General features: G+C 61.6%; 16 protein-coding genes. 6 read left to right on the plus strand and 10 right to left on the minus strand.

Features of this window, described 5'->3' with window-relative positions; translation table 11 throughout:
• Positions 1-44 precede the first annotated feature (44 nt).
• Positions 45-947, minus strand: coding sequence for a drug/metabolite exporter YedA (yedA, locus tag LOY70_RS25825; protein ID WP_265030681.1), 903 nt, complete (start codon positions 945-947; stop codon positions 45-47).
• 161 nt (positions 948-1,108) lie between these two features.
• On the opposite strand from yedA, the gene LOY70_RS25830 reads away from it, so the two are divergent.
• Positions 1,109-1,561, plus strand: coding sequence for an Lrp/AsnC family transcriptional regulator (locus tag LOY70_RS25830; RefSeq protein WP_265030682.1), 453 nt, complete (start codon positions 1,109-1,111; stop codon positions 1,559-1,561).
• A gap of 126 nt (positions 1,562-1,687) precedes the next feature.
• On the opposite strand, the gene LOY70_RS25835 is transcribed toward LOY70_RS25830, so the two are convergent.
• The 3 genes from LOY70_RS25835 to LOY70_RS25845 all read right to left on the minus strand — a co-directional run bounded on the left by LOY70_RS25835 (position 1,688) and on the right by LOY70_RS25845 (position 3,710).
• Positions 1,688-2,299: a PolC-type DNA polymerase III gene (locus LOY70_RS25835; RefSeq protein ID WP_116833518.1), complete on the minus strand. Its 612-nt coding sequence runs from the start codon at positions 2,297-2,299 to the stop codon at positions 1,688-1,690.
• A 22-nt stretch (positions 2,300-2,321) separates the two neighbouring features.
• The gene (locus LOY70_RS25840; protein ID WP_025215614.1) at positions 2,322-2,801 is read right to left on the minus strand and encodes an NYN domain-containing protein; all 480 of its coding nucleotides are present in this window, start codon (positions 2,799-2,801) and stop codon (positions 2,322-2,324) included.
• A 138-nt stretch (positions 2,802-2,939) separates the two neighbouring features.
• On the minus strand, positions 2,940-3,710 hold the full coding sequence (locus tag LOY70_RS25845) for a DUF2076 domain-containing protein (protein WP_265030687.1): 771 nt from the start codon (positions 3,708-3,710) through the stop codon (positions 2,940-2,942).
• A gap of 174 nt (positions 3,711-3,884) precedes the next feature.
• Between LOY70_RS25845 and LOY70_RS25850 the strand changes: the two genes are divergently transcribed.
• Complete coding sequence (locus LOY70_RS25850) at positions 3,885-4,547, plus strand: YciC family protein (protein WP_123415287.1); 663 nt, start codon at positions 3,885-3,887, stop codon at positions 4,545-4,547.
• Between the two features lie 89 nt (positions 4,548-4,636).
• The gene (locus LOY70_RS25855) at positions 4,637-5,716 is read left to right on the plus strand and encodes an endonuclease/exonuclease/phosphatase family protein (RefSeq protein WP_265030690.1); all 1,080 of its coding nucleotides are present in this window, start codon (positions 4,637-4,639) and stop codon (positions 5,714-5,716) included.
• A gap of 132 nt (positions 5,717-5,848) precedes the next feature.
• Here the strand turns inward: LOY70_RS25855 and LOY70_RS25860 are convergent, their stop codons facing one another.
• The 5 genes from LOY70_RS25860 to hrpB all read right to left on the minus strand — a co-directional run bounded on the left by LOY70_RS25860 (position 5,849) and on the right by hrpB (position 13,323).
• The gene (locus tag LOY70_RS25860) at positions 5,849-6,823 is read right to left on the minus strand and encodes a 2-hydroxyacid dehydrogenase (RefSeq protein ID WP_265030692.1); all 975 of its coding nucleotides are present in this window, start codon (positions 6,821-6,823) and stop codon (positions 5,849-5,851) included.
• Between the two features lie 71 nt (positions 6,824-6,894).
• Entirely contained in the window at positions 6,895-8,055 is a 1,161-nt protein-coding gene (locus LOY70_RS25865; protein WP_265030693.1) for an L-talarate/galactarate dehydratase, read from the minus strand.
• A 38-nt stretch (positions 8,056-8,093) separates the two neighbouring features.
• On the minus strand, positions 8,094-9,401 hold the full coding sequence (locus LOY70_RS25870; protein WP_265038199.1) for an MFS transporter: 1,308 nt from the start codon (positions 9,399-9,401) through the stop codon (positions 8,094-8,096).
• 256 nt (positions 9,402-9,657) lie between these two features.
• Complete coding sequence (locus LOY70_RS25875; RefSeq protein ID WP_265030695.1) at positions 9,658-10,668, minus strand: LacI family DNA-binding transcriptional regulator; 1,011 nt, start codon at positions 10,666-10,668, stop codon at positions 9,658-9,660.
• 138 nt (positions 10,669-10,806) lie between these two features.
• Positions 10,807-13,323 carry an ATP-dependent helicase HrpB gene (gene hrpB / locus LOY70_RS25880; protein WP_265030697.1) on the minus strand — a complete coding sequence of 839 codons (2,517 nt, stop codon included), beginning with the start codon at positions 13,321-13,323 and terminating at the stop codon, positions 10,807-10,809.
• A 95-nt stretch (positions 13,324-13,418) separates the two neighbouring features.
• Here hrpB and LOY70_RS25885 point away from each other — a divergent pair, with 95 nt between their 5' ends.
• On the plus strand, positions 13,419-13,838 hold the full coding sequence (locus LOY70_RS25885) for a polyribonucleotide nucleotidyltransferase (protein ID WP_123415284.1): 420 nt from the start codon (positions 13,419-13,421) through the stop codon (positions 13,836-13,838).
• Between the two features lie 28 nt (positions 13,839-13,866).
• Entirely contained in the window at positions 13,867-14,760 is an 894-nt protein-coding gene (locus tag LOY70_RS25890; protein WP_265030699.1) for a cation diffusion facilitator family transporter, read from the plus strand.
• A 22-nt stretch (positions 14,761-14,782) separates the two neighbouring features.
• Here LOY70_RS25890 and LOY70_RS25895 read toward each other — a convergent pair whose 3' ends face one another.
• Complete coding sequence (locus tag LOY70_RS25895) at positions 14,783-15,796, minus strand: DUF6515 family protein (protein ID WP_265030701.1); 1,014 nt, start codon at positions 15,794-15,796, stop codon at positions 14,783-14,785.
• Positions 15,797-16,134: 338 nt separating this feature from the next.
• Between LOY70_RS25895 and LOY70_RS25900 the strand changes: the two genes are divergently transcribed.
• Positions 16,135-17,826, plus strand: a complete 1,692-nt coding sequence (locus LOY70_RS25900; RefSeq protein WP_123415281.1) for a ShlB/FhaC/HecB family hemolysin secretion/activation protein — start codon at positions 16,135-16,137, stop codon at positions 17,824-17,826.
• Positions 17,827-17,855 lie beyond the last annotated feature (29 nt).

Raw genomic sequence — 17,855 nt, forward strand, 5'->3', positions numbered from 1 at the left:
AAAAATCAGCGCAAGGTGTGCAATGCGCGGCAGTTTACCCTAAATCAGGAGATGGCCGGCGCAGGCTTGGGTTTGCGCCACTGGGGCAAGCCGATCAGCACCACCGCACTGATGATCACCAGCATCGCCAAGGCCTCCTCGATGCCAATGGTTTCATTGGCAAACACGATCCCCAGCAACACCGCCACCGCCGGGTTGACGTAGGCATAACTGGTGGCCGCCGCCGGACGCACGTGCTTGAGCAGGTACATGTAGGCGTTGAAGGCGATGATCGAACCAAAAAAAGTCAGGTAGGCCAAGGCAAGCCAGCCTTCGAGCGGCGGCATGGCAACCAGGTGTTCGCCACTGGCCACACTGCCGATCAACAGCACCACGCCGCCCACCAGCATTTCCACGGCACTGGCCATCGCCCCCGCCGGCAACGGCAGGTGCTTGCTCAGCACCGAACCAAAGGCCCAGGACGCCGCCGCGAACACCAGCAAGGTCGCCCCCAGCGGGCTCGATTGCAGGTTGGAGCCCAGGTTGAGCATGGCGATGCCGATCAACCCCAGCACAATCCCCGCCCATTCCAGACGGGTATTACGCGCGCCCCAGAAATATCCGCACAGCAGGGTAAACAAAGGCACCGTCGCCACGGCCAACGCCGCCACCCCGGAGGCCACGCCAGTGTGCTCGGCGACACTGACCGCGCCGTTGCCGAAGCTGAGCAACAGCACGCCGATGATGGCCCCGGCCTTCCATTGCGCCCAGGTCGGCGCCGGCGCCCCGCGCCAGCGCAGGAAGCCGTACATCAGCGACCCGGCCATCACAAAACGAATCCCGGCCAGCAACAGCGGCGGCCAATGCTCCACGCCAATGCGAATCACCAGGTAGGTCGAACCCCAGATGACGTACAAGGCAAAAAAGGCAGCGATCAATGGCAGAGGAAAACGGCGTGTGCCCGGCATGGTCAACTCGAAGTCAGGACAATGAGAGACGCTATTCTAAAAAGGCGACAGACGGAAAATAAGTTACAAAACCTGTTTATCCCACCCATACACTTTTCAAAACATGGAGATTGGCGCTATAAACCGCGCTTTCGAAAGTCACGTCACTTGGAAGCCAATCCATGGATAAATACGACCGCATGCTGCTCGCCGCCCTGCTGGAAAACGGTCGTGCGTCCTACGCCGAACTGGCCCGTAAAGTGAACCTGTCAGCCCCGGCCGTGGCCGAGCGGGTCAGCAAGCTGGAGGCCAGCGGCGTGATTACCGGCTATCAGGCGAAAGTCGACATGGCGAAAATCGGCCTGCCGGTGCAGTGCGTGATCGAGCTGCGGATGAACCAACACGGTAACCAAAAGATCTACGACGAACTGTGCAAGATTCCACAGCTGACCGAGTGCCATCGAGTGACCGGTGATCCCTGCGTAATCATGCAGGCGGCGGTTGGCTCGATGCCGGAACTGGAAGAGCTGATCAACCGCATCGCCAAGTTCGGCTTCAGCAAGACCTCGATCGTGCTGTCCAGCGCCATTGAAAAGCGCGTGCCGTTGGGGCAGTTGGAAGGCAATGGGAGATAAGGATCAAACACTCACCAACCTGTGGGAGCGAGCTTGCTCGCGATGGCGGAGTGTCAGTCACAGAGAGGCTGACTGTTCCGACGCTATCGCGAGCAAGCTCGCTCCCACAGTTGCCCGATGGTGTACTTAAAAGCCGCGATGCCGCTTGAGATGCTCATTGATCTTCGCCGCAGGCACTTTCTGCAGGCTGCACAGCAAATCATGGGACAACTCCCGCAACCCATGCTTTTGCCGCAGTTCCGAGGCCAGGTGCGCGGTGAGGTTGGCGGCCATTTCGGCGTCGGCCATGGCCCGGTGAGCCTGGCCGGTGTGGGGCAAGCCGGCGAACGCGTTGAGCGTGCCGAGCTTGTGGTTCGGCGCCGCCGGCATCAAGCGTCGGGCCAGCAACAGTGAACAGGCAAAGTTCTGCAAGCGGGTGCGTTTGATTCGCCCCAGTTCAAAATCCCAGAACTTCTGGTCGAACGCAGCGTTATGGGCCAGCAGCGGCGTGATGCCGACAAACTCGTTGACCTCGTTCATCACCTTTTCCGCCGACGGCGCGCTGCGCAGCATGGCGTTGCTGATGCCGGTCAGTTGCTCGATGAACGCGGGCACGCGCACCCCGGCATTCATCAGGCTCTGGTAGCGGTCGACGATCCGGCCCTGTTCGAGGATCACCACGGCAATTTCGGTGGCCCGGCAACTGCTGCTTGGCGTGATGCCGGTGGTTTCAAAGTCGATGACTGCGATGCGTTCCAAACCGGTCTGAACTCCCTGGAAATCAATTCTTGAGCAGCAACGCGCCTTCGATCGGCACATAGCGGCTGGCGGCGCGGATCAGCGAGTTGGCGGTCAGCCCCGGCACGCCATAAGCCACGGCCTGCACGCCGTGCTTGTTGATGATGCGCTCAAGCAGCATGTCGAAATCGCCGTCACCGGAAGCCAGCACCACTTCGTCGACGTGATCGGCGGCGTCCATGATGTCCAGCGTGATGCCCACATCCCAGTCGCCCTTGGCCGAGCCGTCGCTGCGCTGGATGTAGGGCTTGAGCTTCACGACGAACCCCAGGTTGCGCAGGATCTGCTGGAATTGCTGCTGCTTGCTGTCGCCACGATCGATCGCATAGGCATAGGCCTCGACGATCTGCCCTTGCTTGCTGATATCGGCCCACAACGCGGCGTAGTTGAAATGGCAGCCATAGGCCTGGCGCACGGTGTAATAGAGGTTCTGGACATCGGCGAACACTGCGATTTTTTTCACCGCGTTTCCTCTTGGATGCACAAGCGCGCAGGCGGGACCGGGCCACCCGGCCCGAAAAGTCGCCCAGTATGCCAGCCCCGAGGATTGTTCCGCGAATAATCGGCCCGAGGCGCCAGGGCGCCCCGGACGAATGGTGGGTCAGACGAAGGAATCGTCGTCGCCGAAGGAGGACGAATCGTCACTGTAGTCCGCGTCGCTGAAACCGCCCTGGTCGCTGCCGTAGGTATCGCTGTCGGCCACCCGCTGATCATCGCCCCAGCCGTTGTCGCCGCTATTAGCGGTGTCATTGACCGGTTGAGCGGGCTCTTCCTTGATAACTTCGACGATCTCCTGCGGTTGCTGGCTGCTGTGGAACAGGCTGCTGATGCCCTGGGCCAACATCACGCCACCGGCCACGCCTGCTGCGGTTTTCAAGGCACCGCCGAGGAAACTGCTCGCTGCCGGCGCCTGCTGCTGCTGCGGCGCGCCATAGTTGCCGGGCGGCGCACCAAAGCCCTGCTGGGCCGGGGCATTAAAAGCTGGCCGTGCCGGTTCGCGCCAGCCACCGCCGCCGGATGCCGGGGCGCTTGGGGCGGACGCCGGCCGTGAATCACGGGTGCCGCCACCGAAAATACTCGAAAGGAAACCACCGCCACCGCTGGACGCCGAGGCTGGGTTGCGGGCCTGTTGCAGCTCGGCCTGCAATTGCTCGACTTGCTGGGCGAGCTGTTTATTCTGCTCGTCGAGGCGTTTGATCGCGGCCTCTTGCACCAGAATCGCCTGGGCCATGAAATAGCCCGCCGCGGGCTGGCTGGTCATATGTTCCTTGATCCGCGCCTCGGCCTGGGCGTCGCGCGGGGCTGAGTCCTTTTCGGCCTGTTGCAGCCGTGAAAACAGTCCATCGATCAGGGTTTGTTCTTCGCTGTTCATGGCGACCTCATCAGATTGCCGGGTAGACATCATTCCGGTCCTGAAGACCGGTGCCACCCAGTAATGGGGCTTGCCGGAAAGGTTTCAACGGTCTTTACCTTATGTTTACGTTTGCTTGTGCGGGCACCTGATCGGTTAAAGTGTCGGACCGCTTTTGAATTGCGATACCGACTCATGAATCCGTTTGATGTGCTGCGCGACTCTTTGTATTTCTTCAAGCGACATCTGGGCCGGATCGCCCAACTGTGCCTGCCGCTGGTGATACTCGAAGCCGTGTTGCAGCAAGGGTTGGACAGCGCCATCGGCCCCGAAGGCTTTCCCGGCTACAGCTTGATCGTCGGGCTGCTGGTGTATCCGCTTTATACCGTCGCGTTGATTTTGTTTCTCGACGCCCGCAGTCGCGGTGAGTCGCCGCCCGCCCGCGACCTGCTTGCCACGGCCCTCACCCTGTGGCCACGCTTTGCCTTGCTGACGGCCCTGAACACGCTACTGATCCTGGTGGGCATTTCGTTGTATTTCCTGCCGGGCCTGTGGTTGATGGTGGCCTTGGGCTTCAGTGAATACCTGCTGGTATTGAGGGGCCTGACGCCACTGGCCGCGATGAAGGAAAGCCTGCGCATGACCCGCGGCAACTTCTGGCGGATCCTGTTGTGCATTCTCTGCGTGATGGGCCCGCTGTGGCTGCTCAAGGGCGCCAGCGTTTCGGTGTACCCGCCGCCGCAGAACCCCTTGCTCAGTTTGCTGATCGAAAGCATCCACAGCTTCTTGCAACTGTTCACCAGCGTGGTGCTGTTCCGGATGTTCATGCTGATCGCGGAAAAACCTGACAGCCGCTAACGACACTGAGACGGGCGCTGGGCTTGGGCTTGAGAACCGCTCTCGGTTATGCTCGGGATCACTTTTGCGTATCGCCCATAAGCCGAGCCATGACCCGTCTACTGCGTTATACCCTGCTGGGCCTGCTGTTGATCCTCTGCCTGGCCGCCCTGTCGATCTACAGCCTGACCTGGCGGCCACAAGCCAGGGAAGCCTTGCCGGTCAGTTGCGCCGCCAACGCCGCGCCACTGATGCCCGGCCAGGCCCTGAAGGTAATGACCTGGAACGTGCAGTTCCTGGCCGGCAAGCGCTACGTGTTCTGGCACGACCTGGCCCAGGGCAACGACGAAAGCCCGACCCTTGAAGACATGGCCTTCAGTCTGGATGAAGTGGCGCGGGTCATTCGCGACGAACAACCGGACCTGGTGTTGCTCCAGGAACTGGACAACGGCGCCAAGGCCAGTGACTACCAGAACCAGCTCAAGCTGTTGCAGGAACGCCTGGCCGACCTCTATCCATGCAGCACCAGCGCCTTCGACTGGAAGGCCGATTTCATCCCCGACCCACACATTTTCGGCAGCGTCGGTCGGCAACTGGCAACGCTGAGCCGCTACCGCATCGACCACGCCGAACGGGTACAACTGCCGGTGGCCGACGCCAACGTCATCAGCCGACAGTTCCAACCGAAAAATGCCTTGTTGGTGAGTTATCTGCCGCTAAGCGATGGTGGTCAGTTGGCGGTGCTCAACACCCATCTGGAACGGGCCACCGAACCCGACGACACCCTGCCGAACCAGGTCACCGCCGTGGCCAAGGCCCTGGATAAACTCGAATCCGCCGGCACACCCTGGCTGATTGGCGGCGACTTCAACCTGCTGCCCCTGGGCCAGTACCGACGCCTGCCTTCCGAGCAACGCACGCCCTACGCCGCCGACAGCCCTCTGCACCTGCTGTGGGACAAATACCCGATGATCCCCACCAACAACGAGGCCAGCGGCATCGACCGCGCACACTGGCTGACCCACTACCCGAACGACCCCGGCCTCAACGGCCCGGACCGCACCGTCGACTACCTGTTCTACAGCCCGCGAATCAAACGGGTCGAAGCCCAGGTGCGACAGGACGATACCTTGCGCATCTCCGATCACTTGCCGGTGATTGCGCGGTTCCTGTTGCCGGCGGCGCCTTGATCTGAGATCAGCGCCGGACACATGTGGGAGCGAGCTTGCTCGCGAAAACGGTGGATCAGCAGCATGATGATCAGCTGACACACCGCCATCGCGAGCAAGCTCGCTCCCCCGGTTCTCCTACAGTTCCAGGTTTCACGATTCTCTCGGAACGCCTTCCAGTACCACGGGCGTCACCAATGTTTCCTTTTCAAACCAGGCCCTCAGGTTTTCGAAGACCAGGTCCGCCATGGCTTGGCGAGTCTCGTGAGTACCGCTGCCAATATGGGGAAGCAATACGACGTTATCCATTTCCAGCAACTCAGCCGGAACATGGGGCTCACCCTCGAAGACATCCAATGCAGCACCGCCGATCTCCGATTCAAGGAGCGCAGCGACCAACGCCGCTTCATCGACAACGCTGCCTCTGGCCACATTGATCAGAAAAGACGTTGGGCCAAGCGCACGCATGACCTGGCGATTGATCAGGTGTCGGGTTTCCTGGCCACCCGGCACGATGACCACCAGGTAATCCGCAGCAGTGGCCAGGGCTTGAAGATCTGCGTAATGGGTATGGGGAACATCGGCATACGGCCCACTGGGTCGGTAATAGGCGACGTTCATATCCAATGCAGAAACCAGCCTTGCGAGGGTCTTGCCAATCTTGCCCAAGCCCACGATGCCACAGGTTTTTCCGTGTAGATCGTTGCCCAGGGGAAACTTGGCCTGCAGCCATTTGCCGGCACGCACGAAGCGCTCGGCCTCACTGATCCGACGCGAGACACAGAGCATCAATGACAGCGCGGTTTCGGCCACGCTGTTATTGAGCACCTCGGGTGTATTGCTCAACTGGATACCGCGACCGGCCAGGTAGGCCGTGTCGAGGGCGTCATAACCGACGCCGAAACTGGTGATCACCTTGAGATTGGGTAACTGGTCCAGCGTCGCATTGTCGGCACCGTACACCCCGCTGGTGACAACCGCCCGTATCGCGTCGCCCTGCAAGCGGGCCCAGTGCTTAAAGTCAGCGATCTCCCATCGCCTGTAAACGCAGTAGTTTTCTTCCAGCGACCGCATCAAGGAGGGGTGCATGGGCCCCCACACCAAGACATCACCTTTGGCTTCGATCATGCTTGCTCATCCTTTGAAGAGGCCCTTGGCAGAGCCTCGTTAGCCGGTTCACTCCGGGCCTCGACGGGTCGTCAGGGACGAATGCCTGTCTCGGCCTCTTGAACCGTCCAAGGCTTGACCTGTTCGCTGAGTGTCAGCCCCAAGCCGGGCCGGGTCGGTACCAGCATCCGCCCCTCACGGGTTTCCAACCGCTCGTTAAACAGCGGTTCAAGCCATTCGAAGTGTTCCACCCAGGGTTCAGTCGGGTAGGCAGCCGCCAAGTGAACATGCAGCTCCATGGCGAAATGAGGTGCGAGCATCAGCCCCGCCTGCTCGGCCATTGACGCGACCTTCAGATAAGGGGTGATGCCGCCCACGCGTGGTGCGTCGGGCATCAGGAAGTCGGCGCCGCGCACTTTGATGAATTCGGCGTGCTCGGCGACGCTGGTGAGCATTTCACCGGTGGCGATCGGCGTATCGAATTGCTGCGCCAATGCCGCATGGCCTTCGGCGTCATAGCAGTCCAGCGGTTCTTCGATCCAGACCAGGTTGTACGCTTCGAACTGCCGACACATGCGCTGGGCCGTCGGACGGTCCCACTGCTGGTTGGCATCCACCATCAACGGGAAATGCTCGCCCAAGTGTTTGCGCACCGTGCTGACCCGCTCAATGTCGATGGCGCAATCCGGTTGTCCGACTTTCAACTTGATACCGCCAATGCCCTTCTCGCGGGACAGGTCGGTGTTCTTCATCAACTGATCCAGCGGAGTGTGGAGGAAACCGCCCGACGTGTTGTAGCAACGCACTGAATCGCGCTGAGCCCCCAACAAACGGGCCAGCGACAAATTGGCGCGCTTGGCTTTCAGATCCCACAACGCCACGTCGAACGCACCAATGGCCTGGGTCGACATGCCGCTACGGCCCACCGATGCACCGGCCCAGCAAAGCTTGCTCCAGAGCTTGGCAATGTCACTCGGGTTCTCGCCGATCAGCGCCGGGGCTATTTCCTTGGCATGGGCGAATTGTCCCGGCCCGCCGGCTCGTTTCGAGTAGCTGAAGCCGAGGCCACGATGGCCATCGATGGTTTCAATTTCAGCGAACAGGATGGCGATCTCGGTCATCGGTTTTTGCCGCCCGGTGAGTACCTTGGCATCACTGATGGGATTGGCCAGCGGCAAGATCACCGAAAAGACACGAACCCAGGCGATACGGTCGTCGTCGGAGGATTGGACAGGTTCTTTTTGTACGAGCATGTGCGCTCTCCTTGAACAGAGGGGTCTTGAAAAAGCGATCAGGTGCGGGTGTGTGTCAGTCCGGTGTCCAGCGGCGCGTCTCCAGCCGGTGGCGCTTCAAAGTCATCGAGTTCCAGGCGCCGGAGTGGCCCGACAATGAACAGATAGGAAAACGCGCCCAGCAGCCCCATGCCCGCCACGTACATCAGCGCGACATCAAAGGAGCCCAGTTGGTTGATCATCACGCCGATGGCGATCGGGGTCACGATGCTGGCGAGGTTGCCGCAGAAGTTGAACATGGCACCACTGACCCCCATGGCCCGGGCCGGAGAAACATCACCAACGATGCACCAACCCAGGTTGCCTACGCCCTTGGCGAAGAAAGCGATGGACATCACCAGGATGACCAGGGTGATCGACTGGGTGTAGTTGGCGACCATGATGCTGCTGGAGAGCAGCAGGCCGCAGATGATCGGGGTTTTGCGGGCGGCGGTCAGGCTGAAGTTTTTACGCAGCATCCAGTCCGACCAGACCCCGCCTACCATGCCGCCCAGGCAACCGGCGATGGGGGGAATGGCGGCCACCAGCCCCACCTTCAACATCGTCATGCCTTTGGCTTCGATCAGGTAGGTCGGGAACCAGGTGAGGAAAAACCAGGTGATCGACGTCAGGCAAAACTGGCCCAGGTAGATACCCGCCATCATGCGGTTGCCACCAATGGCCTTCATTCTTTTCCAGCTGAATGGGGTCTTTACGTCACCGATGGTGGGCAAGCCGCCACCCGCTTCGATGTAGTCGATTTCAGCCTGATTGGCGCGTTTGTCCTTACGCGGCTCCTGAACCACCCGGAACCACAGCAAACCGATCAGGATGCCAGCGCCACCGGTGACCCAAAACACGTGTTGCCAGCCCCAGGTGCTCACCAGCCAGACCATCAACGGCGTAAAGGCAGCGAGCGCGAAATACTGGGCGGACTGAAACACCGCCGTGGCCAGACCCCGTTCATGGCGTGGAAACCACATCACCGTCAAACGGTTATTGGCCGGAAACGCTGGCGCCTCGGCCACCCCCATCATGAAACGCAAGACAAACAGCGCGAGGAAGGCCGAACTGAACAGGTCGACGTAGCCTTGCAAAAAGGTAAAAAGCGACCAGATGACCAGGCTCATCCCAAGCACGAGACGAGAGCCGAAGCGGTCGAGAATGATACCGCCGGGCAACTGCATCGAGGTGTATGCCCAGCCGAATGCCGAGAAGGCGATGCCCATGGTCAGGGCGTCGAAACCAAGGTCTGCACGCATGCTGGGAGCGGCAATGGACAAGGTTGCCCGGTCGACGTAGTTGAATACCGTGACGATGAAAATCATCACCAGAATGAGATAGCGGACGTTGGTCTTCGCCACCGATTGCGTAGGGTTGATCACTATTATTTTCCTTATTGTGAAGTGCAACAGCGGAGCGTTGTGCTGCTTTGAAACGCCTGTCAGCGGCAATATGATTGCGCAATCATCCGGCCGTTTAAAAAAAGGCTTCGTCCGGCAGAACGGGAAGCCTTTGAACGGATAGTACACTGATTGCGCAATCATTCAACCATCGCGCGACGTGCAAAACAGGTTTTTTACATCAGGTACTGGCGCGGTCAACCAAGGTAAAACCGGTGTCAATTCGCACAGGTTTCAGAGTCGACGGGTTGTCGAATCGCTCAAGCAGCGCCTCAGCCACGAGCAAGCCGATTCTCTTTCCGTCGATGTTGACGGTCGACAGCGCCGGGTAGACTTGCGCTGCGCTGCTCAAATCCCCGAAGCCCATGACGGCCAGATCGGCGGGCACCTTCAAGCCTCGACTGGCGGCTTCGGCCAAAACGCCTTGAGCCACGGTGTCTGAGCTGCACACCACAATGTCGGGCGGCTCCGGCTGATCCAACAACCGTCGTAGCCCCTCTCGCCCGACTTCAAGCGTGGCAGGTGGCGCCAACACTTCCATGGGCACATCTCCAATGCCCTGTCGCTTGAGCTCGGCGATAAGACTGGCGCAACGACGCAGGCCACGGGGGTCGCTGATGGTCACCACGGAAAAGCGCTCGTAGCCCTTTTCCAGCAAGTGTCGCGCGGTCGCCTCCCCCACTTTTTCGTGGGAAAAGCCGACCAGCATGTCCAAAGGCTCCTCGCTCAAGTCCCAGGCCTCGACCACAGGAATGCCCGCCTGGGCGAGTCGCAAGCGGCTTGATTCGGTGTGGAGCGTGCCGGTCAAGACAATGCCATCCGGGCGCCGGCCGAGTACCGCCTCAAGCAACTTTTCCTCTTGCTCGGCGCTGTAGCCCGTAAGACCCAGCAGGGTCTGGTAGCCGGCTTGAGTCAGACGGTCCATCAGTGATTGCACGGTGTCCGCAAAAATGGAGTTGGCGATGGTGGGAAGGAAAATCGCCACCAGGCGACTTTTGTTACTCGCCAAGCCACCGGCCAGCATGTTCGGCACATAACCCGATTGACGCACCGCTTCGCGGACCTTATCCCGGGTGTTTTCGCTCACCAGTTCCGGTCGATGCAATGCCCTGGAGACGGTCATCGGCGACACGCCTGCAATCTTTGCCACGTCGATCAATGTCAGGCTGGGCCCCTTCTGAGCCGCTGTCATCGTTGTTTCAGTGGGGGGCGTTGCGGATTTTTTTGCCATGAACGTTCCGAATCTGGAGCTGAGTAACCGGGGCTGTGCACACAGCCGCTTATCAATCGGAGAATTTACCACCTGCGACCCCGGCCGAGCCTGGGATTTTCACTTACGCGGCTTGACCCGCGCCGTCGCCTCGGCCACCAGCGGATCATCCGGCCAGTAATGCTTGGGATAACGCCCCTTGAGGTCCTTCTTCACCTCGGCATACGTGCTGCGCCAGAAGTTCGCCAGGTCCTGGGTCACCTGCACCGGTCGGCGGGCCGGTGACAGCAGGTGCAGCTTGACCACCTGCCGTCCGCCAGCAATGCGCGGGGTGTCGGCCAGGCCGAAGAGTTCCTGCAAGCGCACCGCCAGGATCGGTGGATGCTCGCTGTAGTCCAGGCGGATCGACGAGCCCGAAGGCACGCTCAAATGATGGGGTGCCTGTTCGTCCAGGCGTTGCGGCAACGGCCAGGGCAACAGGTTGTGGACGATGCTCGACAGGTCCAGGTTGGCGAAATGACTGAGGCGCGAGACGCGTCCCAGATACGGCATCAACCAGTGTTCCAGAGTGTTCAGCAGCGCCGCGTCGCTGACATCTGGCCATTCGCTCTCGCCCTTGGCCTCCAGCTCAAGCCGACGCAACAACGCCACCCGCGCCTGCCACTGCCGCAGTTCCGGGGTCCAGGGCAGCAATTCCAGGCCCTTGCGCCGTACCAGGTTCACCAGCGCCTGGCTACGGGCTGACTCGTCCAGGCCGGTCAACGGTTCGCGGCTGAGCACCAGTTCGCCGACCTTGCGCTGGCGCTCGGCCCGCAGCACGCCTTCGCGCTCGTCCCAATCCAGTTGATCCACCACGCGGACTTGTTCGGCCAGCACCGAATCGAACAGCGCCGGGTCGAAGTCAGTCGCCAGGTAGATCCGTTCTTCCCGCTGGCCCTGACGGCTGCCCAGGTCGGCGATCACCAACCACCCTTGTTTCATCAGGCTGTCGGCCTCGGCAAACAACGCCGCACGGCCGTTGGCCAGGCGATATTCCGCGCCGCCGGGCCGGCGCTGCTGGGCGACGCGATCCGGATAGGCCAACGCCAGCAACGCGCCAAGCCAGCGCGGGTGATCGGGATCGACGACGGCTTCTTCGGCCTTGCCCCGCAGGTAACCGCGATATTGCCGAGCCAGTTGCCGCGCCCGCTGCACGCCGCCCTGGGCGCCCCTTGCCGCGCGTTCTTCGCCGGACAGCAACAGCAAGCGACTGTGCAAGTCCGCACCTGCGCCCCTGAGAATATCGCGCTCGCCCAACAACGCCGCGACGTTGCAGGCCATGTCCGCCAGCCCCAGCGCCTGACCGCGCAGCAGCAAATGGGCAATCCGCGGATGGGCAGGCAGCTCGGCCATGGCCTGGCCGTGGCGGGTCAATTGCTCGCCCTCCAGCGCGCCGAGGCGTTGCAACAGGTCCTGGGCCTGGGCATAAGCGGCGGCGGGCGGGACGTCGAGCCAGACCAATTGCTGCGGCGTCACGCCCCAGCGCCCCAGTTGCAGGGCCAATCCGGCCAGGTCCGCCGAAAGAATTTCCGCGCTGCCGTAGGCGGCCAATTGTTCGTGCTGGTCTTGCGACCACAACCGATAACACACCCCCGGCTCCAGACGCCCGGCCCGACCGGCCCGCTGCGTGGCGCTGGCCCGGGAAATGCGCTGGGTGTCGAGCCGGGTCATGCCACTGCCCGGATCGAAACGCGGCACCCGGGCCAACCCGGCATCGATCACCACCCGCACACCGTTGATGGTCAGGCTGGTTTCGGCGATGTTGGTGGCCAGCACCACTTTGCGCTGACCGGGTGGCGCGGGGTCGATGGCAGCGCGTTGGGCCGCCAGATCCAGTTCGCCATGCAGCGGGCAGAGCAACACGTTGCCGCCCTCGCCCAAGGCATCGGCCAATTGCTGATGCACCCGACGGATCTCCGCTTGCCCAGGCAAGAACACCAGCACGCTGCCGGTTTCGTCGTGCAGCGCGTCCAGCACGGTCTGCACCAGTCGCGGCTCGATGAACTCGCCAGGCTGGAACGGCCGGCCCCAACGTACCGTCACCGGAAACATGCGGCCTTCGCTGCGCAGGATCGGCGCGTCATCCAGCAACCCGGCCAGGCGCTCGCCTTCGAGGGTGGCGGACATCAGCAGGATCTTCAGCGGTTGGTCCTCGCGAAACAGCTCGCGGCCGTTGAGGCTCAAGGCAAGGGCCAGGTCGGCATCGAGGCTGCGTTCGTGGAACTCATCAAAAATCAGCAACCCCACGCCTTCCAGCGCCGGATCATCCTGCAAGCGGCGGGTGAGGATACCTTCGGTGACCACTTCAATACGGGTCTTGGGCCCGACCTTGCTGTCGAGGCGAATCCGATAGCCGACGGTTTCACCGACCTTTTCCCCCAGCTCGCTGGCCAGGCGCTCGGCCGCCGCTCGCGCCGCCAGGCGTCGGGGTTCGAGCATCAGGATGGTCTGCCCGGCCAGCCAGGCTTCATTCAACAGGGCCAAGGGAACGCGGGTGGTCTTACCGGCGCCGGGCGGCGCTTCGAGCACCGCTTCGTGGCGCGACGCCAAGGCTTGGCGCAGGGCAGGTAAAACTTCATCAATCGGCAAAGAAATCATGCTGGCTCCAAAACAGAGGGCCGAGTATAACGGCGAACTGTTTAGCGTGGTCTGGACTCCAACCAGCAACGCCTTTATCTGCTCAGGAGATTGCTATGCGTATTCCCTTTCGCGTAATCGGCGGCGTCCTGGTCGCCACCCTGCTGACCCAGGTCAGCGCCTGTGGCTCGATTTTCTACCCGGACCGCCGTGGCCAGATCGACGGCAAGATCGACCCGGCGATTGCCGCGCTCGATGCCGTCGGCCTACTGTTCTATATCATCCCCGGCCTGATCGCCTTCGCGGTGGACTTCGCCACCGGCGCCATCTATTTCGAACCGGGCCGAAGCGTCCAGATCGAGCCAGAAAAACTCAAGCCGGCCATCAACGCCGACGGCACCGTCAACAACCAGAAATTGCAGGCGATCCTGGAACATGAACTGGGCCGCAGCTTCCCGCTGGACGATCCTCGGCTGATCCAACACAAGGGCAGCGCCCAGCAACTGGCCGCTCTTGGCCTTAAACCGGCGGCATGACCGGCGCCACTGAAGGAACGACCGCGCCATGACCACCAGCACCGAACACGCTCGTCTACTGCGCCTGGCCACCCGCGCCTCAGTGGCCGTGGCGCTCACCCTGGTGGTCGCCAAGGCGCTGGCCTGGTGGCTGAGCGGCTCGGTGAGCATGCTCGCCGGCCTGACCGACTCGGCCCTGGACGGCGTTACGTCGCTGCTCAACCTGCTGGCGGTGCATTACGCATTGCGCCCCGCCGACGACGATCATCGCTACGGTCATGGCAAGGCTGAATCCCTGGCCGGCATGGCCCAGGCGCTGTTTATCGGCGGCAGTGCCGTATTGATTGCCCTGCAGGCGTTCGAGCGCCTGAAAAACCCGCTGCCGGTGGACGCCCCTTGGCTCAGCGTCGGGGTGATCGTCTTTTCCCTCGGGCTGACCCTGGCGTTGTTGGCGCTGCAACATCGGGTCATCCGCGCCACCGGCTCCAACGCCGTGCGCGCCGACTCCCTGCACTACCGTTCCGACCTGTTGCTCAATGGCAGCATCCTGGTCGCCCTGGTGCTGGCCGGGTTCGGCTGGTATCAACTCGACGCCTGGTTCGGCCTGGGTATCGCCGCGTACATCCTGTGGAGCGCGATCCAGATCGCCCGGGAAAGCTTCGCCGTGCTGATGGATGAGGAACTGCCGCCCGACGTCAGCCAGCACATGCTGGAACTGGCCTGCGCCGTGCCGGGCGTCGTGGGCGCCCATGACCTGCGCACGCGGATTTCCGGCAACCATTGGTTCGTGCAGCTGCATCTGGAGTTGCCCGGGGAACTGACCCTGTCAGTGGCCCACGGCATCAGCGACCAGGCCGCCGACGCGATCCATCGCGCTTATCCGAAGGCCGAAGTGCTGGTTCACGCCGATCCTCTGGAAGTGGTGATCGGGTCCAAGGTTTGATCCCCGAGGTTGCGCTGAGTACTCAGTAAGTCACCTGATACCCACGACTGCTCAAGCAACTGCCCTGGGCCTGGCGATAGGTCTGCACCACCTCCGGCGCTGGCGGGTAGGTGTAGCTGCGCGGATCGAAACCGCTCTGCTGCACCGCCCAGCGATAGCAATCGTACCCGTCCTGGTTGACCTGCTCGGGCGACTGGCCGTTGGCCGGATAAGCCACCACATCAAAGCTGTTGCCTTGGGGCTGAGGCTGTGGGTTGGCCACCGGCGGCTCGACCACAACGTAATCCCGGGTGTTGGCTTCGTAGATGTAATAGGCGCCGGCGGCGAGAAAGAACAGCGAGCTGCCGATCCACACTTCCCGAGCGTAATCGGGCAGATACCGGGTACGGATGCCCCGTGGTGGCTCCACCACCACATAGCGTGGCCCTTGCGGGCGATACCAGTAGCCGCCGGAATAGAAATAATCCTGGCCGCGATAAGGCACGCGATAGTTGCGGTCCGGGAAGCGGTCGATCACGTACCCCGGACGATATTGCGGGCCCGGCCCCCAGCCATTGCCATGGCCGTCCGGCCGACCGGACCAGTGCTGGTCGGGCCGGTTGTCATGACCTGGGCGCGGACCAGCGTTGGGATAGCCGTCGTTGCGGCGTGGAATATCGCGGTAGTACCCCGGTTGCGGTTCCCGGGTCTGGTTCACGCTGTCGGGCCGGCCCTGGATCGGCAGATTGTTGCCCGGTTGCTGCGGTGGCCGACCCTGCCCGTTCGGGTCCTGGGGCGGACGCTCATACTGCTGGCCGCCACCCTGATATTGAGGCTGTGGCCTGACCTCGAACTGGCGGCTGTTGTCGCCACGAATGATTTCGTTGTTTTGCGACCGTTGCTGCGCCGGGTAACCCTGGCCGTTGCCGCCGCGCCCGTCCGGGCCGCGATTGCCATCCGGGCCGCCACGGTTTTGCTGATCGTCGGCCATTCCCTGCGCGCTGACACTTGCCCACAACAGACCAACACCTGCCAAACGCCAGATGCGCGACTTCATGTTATTCCTCACGACGGTTCAAGGCCTGATGATAAGACTCGGAAAAGCCCAGGCCGGTTCTGCGACAGGTTATCAGCCACAGGGTTTATTTCGCAGTGCATTTGCCTGGGCTCTTGCTGTCATGCTTACCGAAGATCCACCCGGCGCCCGACTCAAGGCCATTTGCCATCACCTAAAAAATCCATGGCAACTACCGCTCATCGGATTTTTACTGAGTTTACCAATACAGGGAGTTTTACCCTTTAAGATGCCCACCGATTTCATCGGGCGCCATGGATTCCGGTCCGCCTGAATGACCGTTGGCATTTGCCGCAGTTGCCGTTCAAGGGAATGAAGGGATGACACGCTTTGGTACTCCGCACATCTTGGCTTCTTGTGCGCTTTTTACATCCCTGGCTCATGCCGCTCCCCTCCAGACTCCCGGTGACCGCGATCTGATTCGTGATCGTCAGCAGCAATTGCTGCAAGAACAACAAAAACGCCTCGACGAACTCCAGCAATTGCCCGGCAAGACTTTGCCCACGCCTGAGCCGGCCAACCCCGACGACAGTCGCTGCTTCGACATCAAAACCATCGAACTCGAGGGCGCGGCCCACCTCGATGCCGGTATGCGCGAGCAATTGCTCAAGCCCTATCAGAACCAGTGCCTATCGGTCTTACAGATCAACACCCTGCTCAAGGCCGTGACCCATCACTACCTTGAACGGGGTTTCGTCACCACTCGAGCCTATCTGCCGCAACAGGATCTGTCGGGCGGAGTGCTGAAAATCGTGGTAGTCGAAGGGCGTCTTGAAGGCTTCGACAGCTCCGCCCTGGCCAGCCCTCGCGAGTTGACGATGACGTTTCCCGGCAAGACTGGCGAGTTGCTCAACCTACGGGAGCTGGAGCAACTGGTGGACCAGCTCAGTCGCTTGCCGTCCCGCCAGGCCCAGCTTGAGCTGACGCCAGGCGAGCAGGTCGGCGGCAGCCGCATCGGCTTCAAGGGCGAGCGGGAAAAACCCTGGCGCGTCTCGGCCACGCGCAACAATGACGGCGACCGCAGCACGGGCCAACAACAGATGGGCCTGGGGTTGGACTGGGACAGCCCGTTGGGCCTCGCCGACCAGTTGAGCCTGCGCGCCAACCAGGACGCAGTCAGCGACCACTGGCGCCACTCCGACAACCAGAGCCTGTACTACAGCGTGCCCTACGGCTGGTGGACGTTCAATTATGCCTACAGCCAGAGTTTCTATCGCGCCAGCGGCGACGCCCAAGGTTTTACATTCGGCTATGACGGCACCAGCAAGAACCATGCGCTTCGCGCCGAGCGCGTGCTGCACCGCGACAACGTCAGCAAGACCGGCATCAGTTTCGGCCTCAGCCAGCTGCGCACGCGCAACTACATTGACGAGAACTTCATCGACACGTCGAGCGTGAGCATCACCGAGACCCAACTGAACCTCAACCATGGTCGGCGCATCGGTTCAGCGTTCATCAACCTGGATGCCGGCTGGCAACAGGGGATCGGGGCACTGGATGCCCAACGGGACAGTCCTCATGACGGACCACAGTCACGCTACAACAAATACAGCCTGACCCTGAGCTACTTGCAGCCGTTCCGATTGTGGGGTGAAAGCTTCAGCTTCGACAGCCTTGCCACAGGCCAGCGCAGCGAAGATGAACTCTACAGTCCGCAACGAATCAGCCTCGGCGGTGTCAGTTCGGTACGAGGGCTGCAAGACCAGACGTTAACTGGGGATAGCGGCGGTTATTGGCGTAACCAATTGCGCTGGCGTCGGGCCGTGACCTGGCAACCGCTGCAGCCACTGCTGCAAGAGTACGGCGTGGCATTCGCCTACGACGTCGGGGTCATCGAGGGCAGGTCCTCGAACCCCGATGAGCGCGGCCGCGTCAGCGGCAATGCCCTGGAATTCAACGCCAGGGGCAAAAACCTCGCTACTTCCGTGAGCTTTGCCCGCTCACTGGAACGCCCGGGGATTATCGAAAAACGTGAACGCCCGGTGTATTTCCGCGTCGATCTGTTTTTCTGACACCGAATCGTTTTTGTACATGGAAGACT

It is taken from the genome of Pseudomonas sp. B21-054, from assembly GCF_026016345.1.
GTDB lineage: Bacteria > Pseudomonadota > Gammaproteobacteria > Pseudomonadales > Pseudomonadaceae > Aquipseudomonas.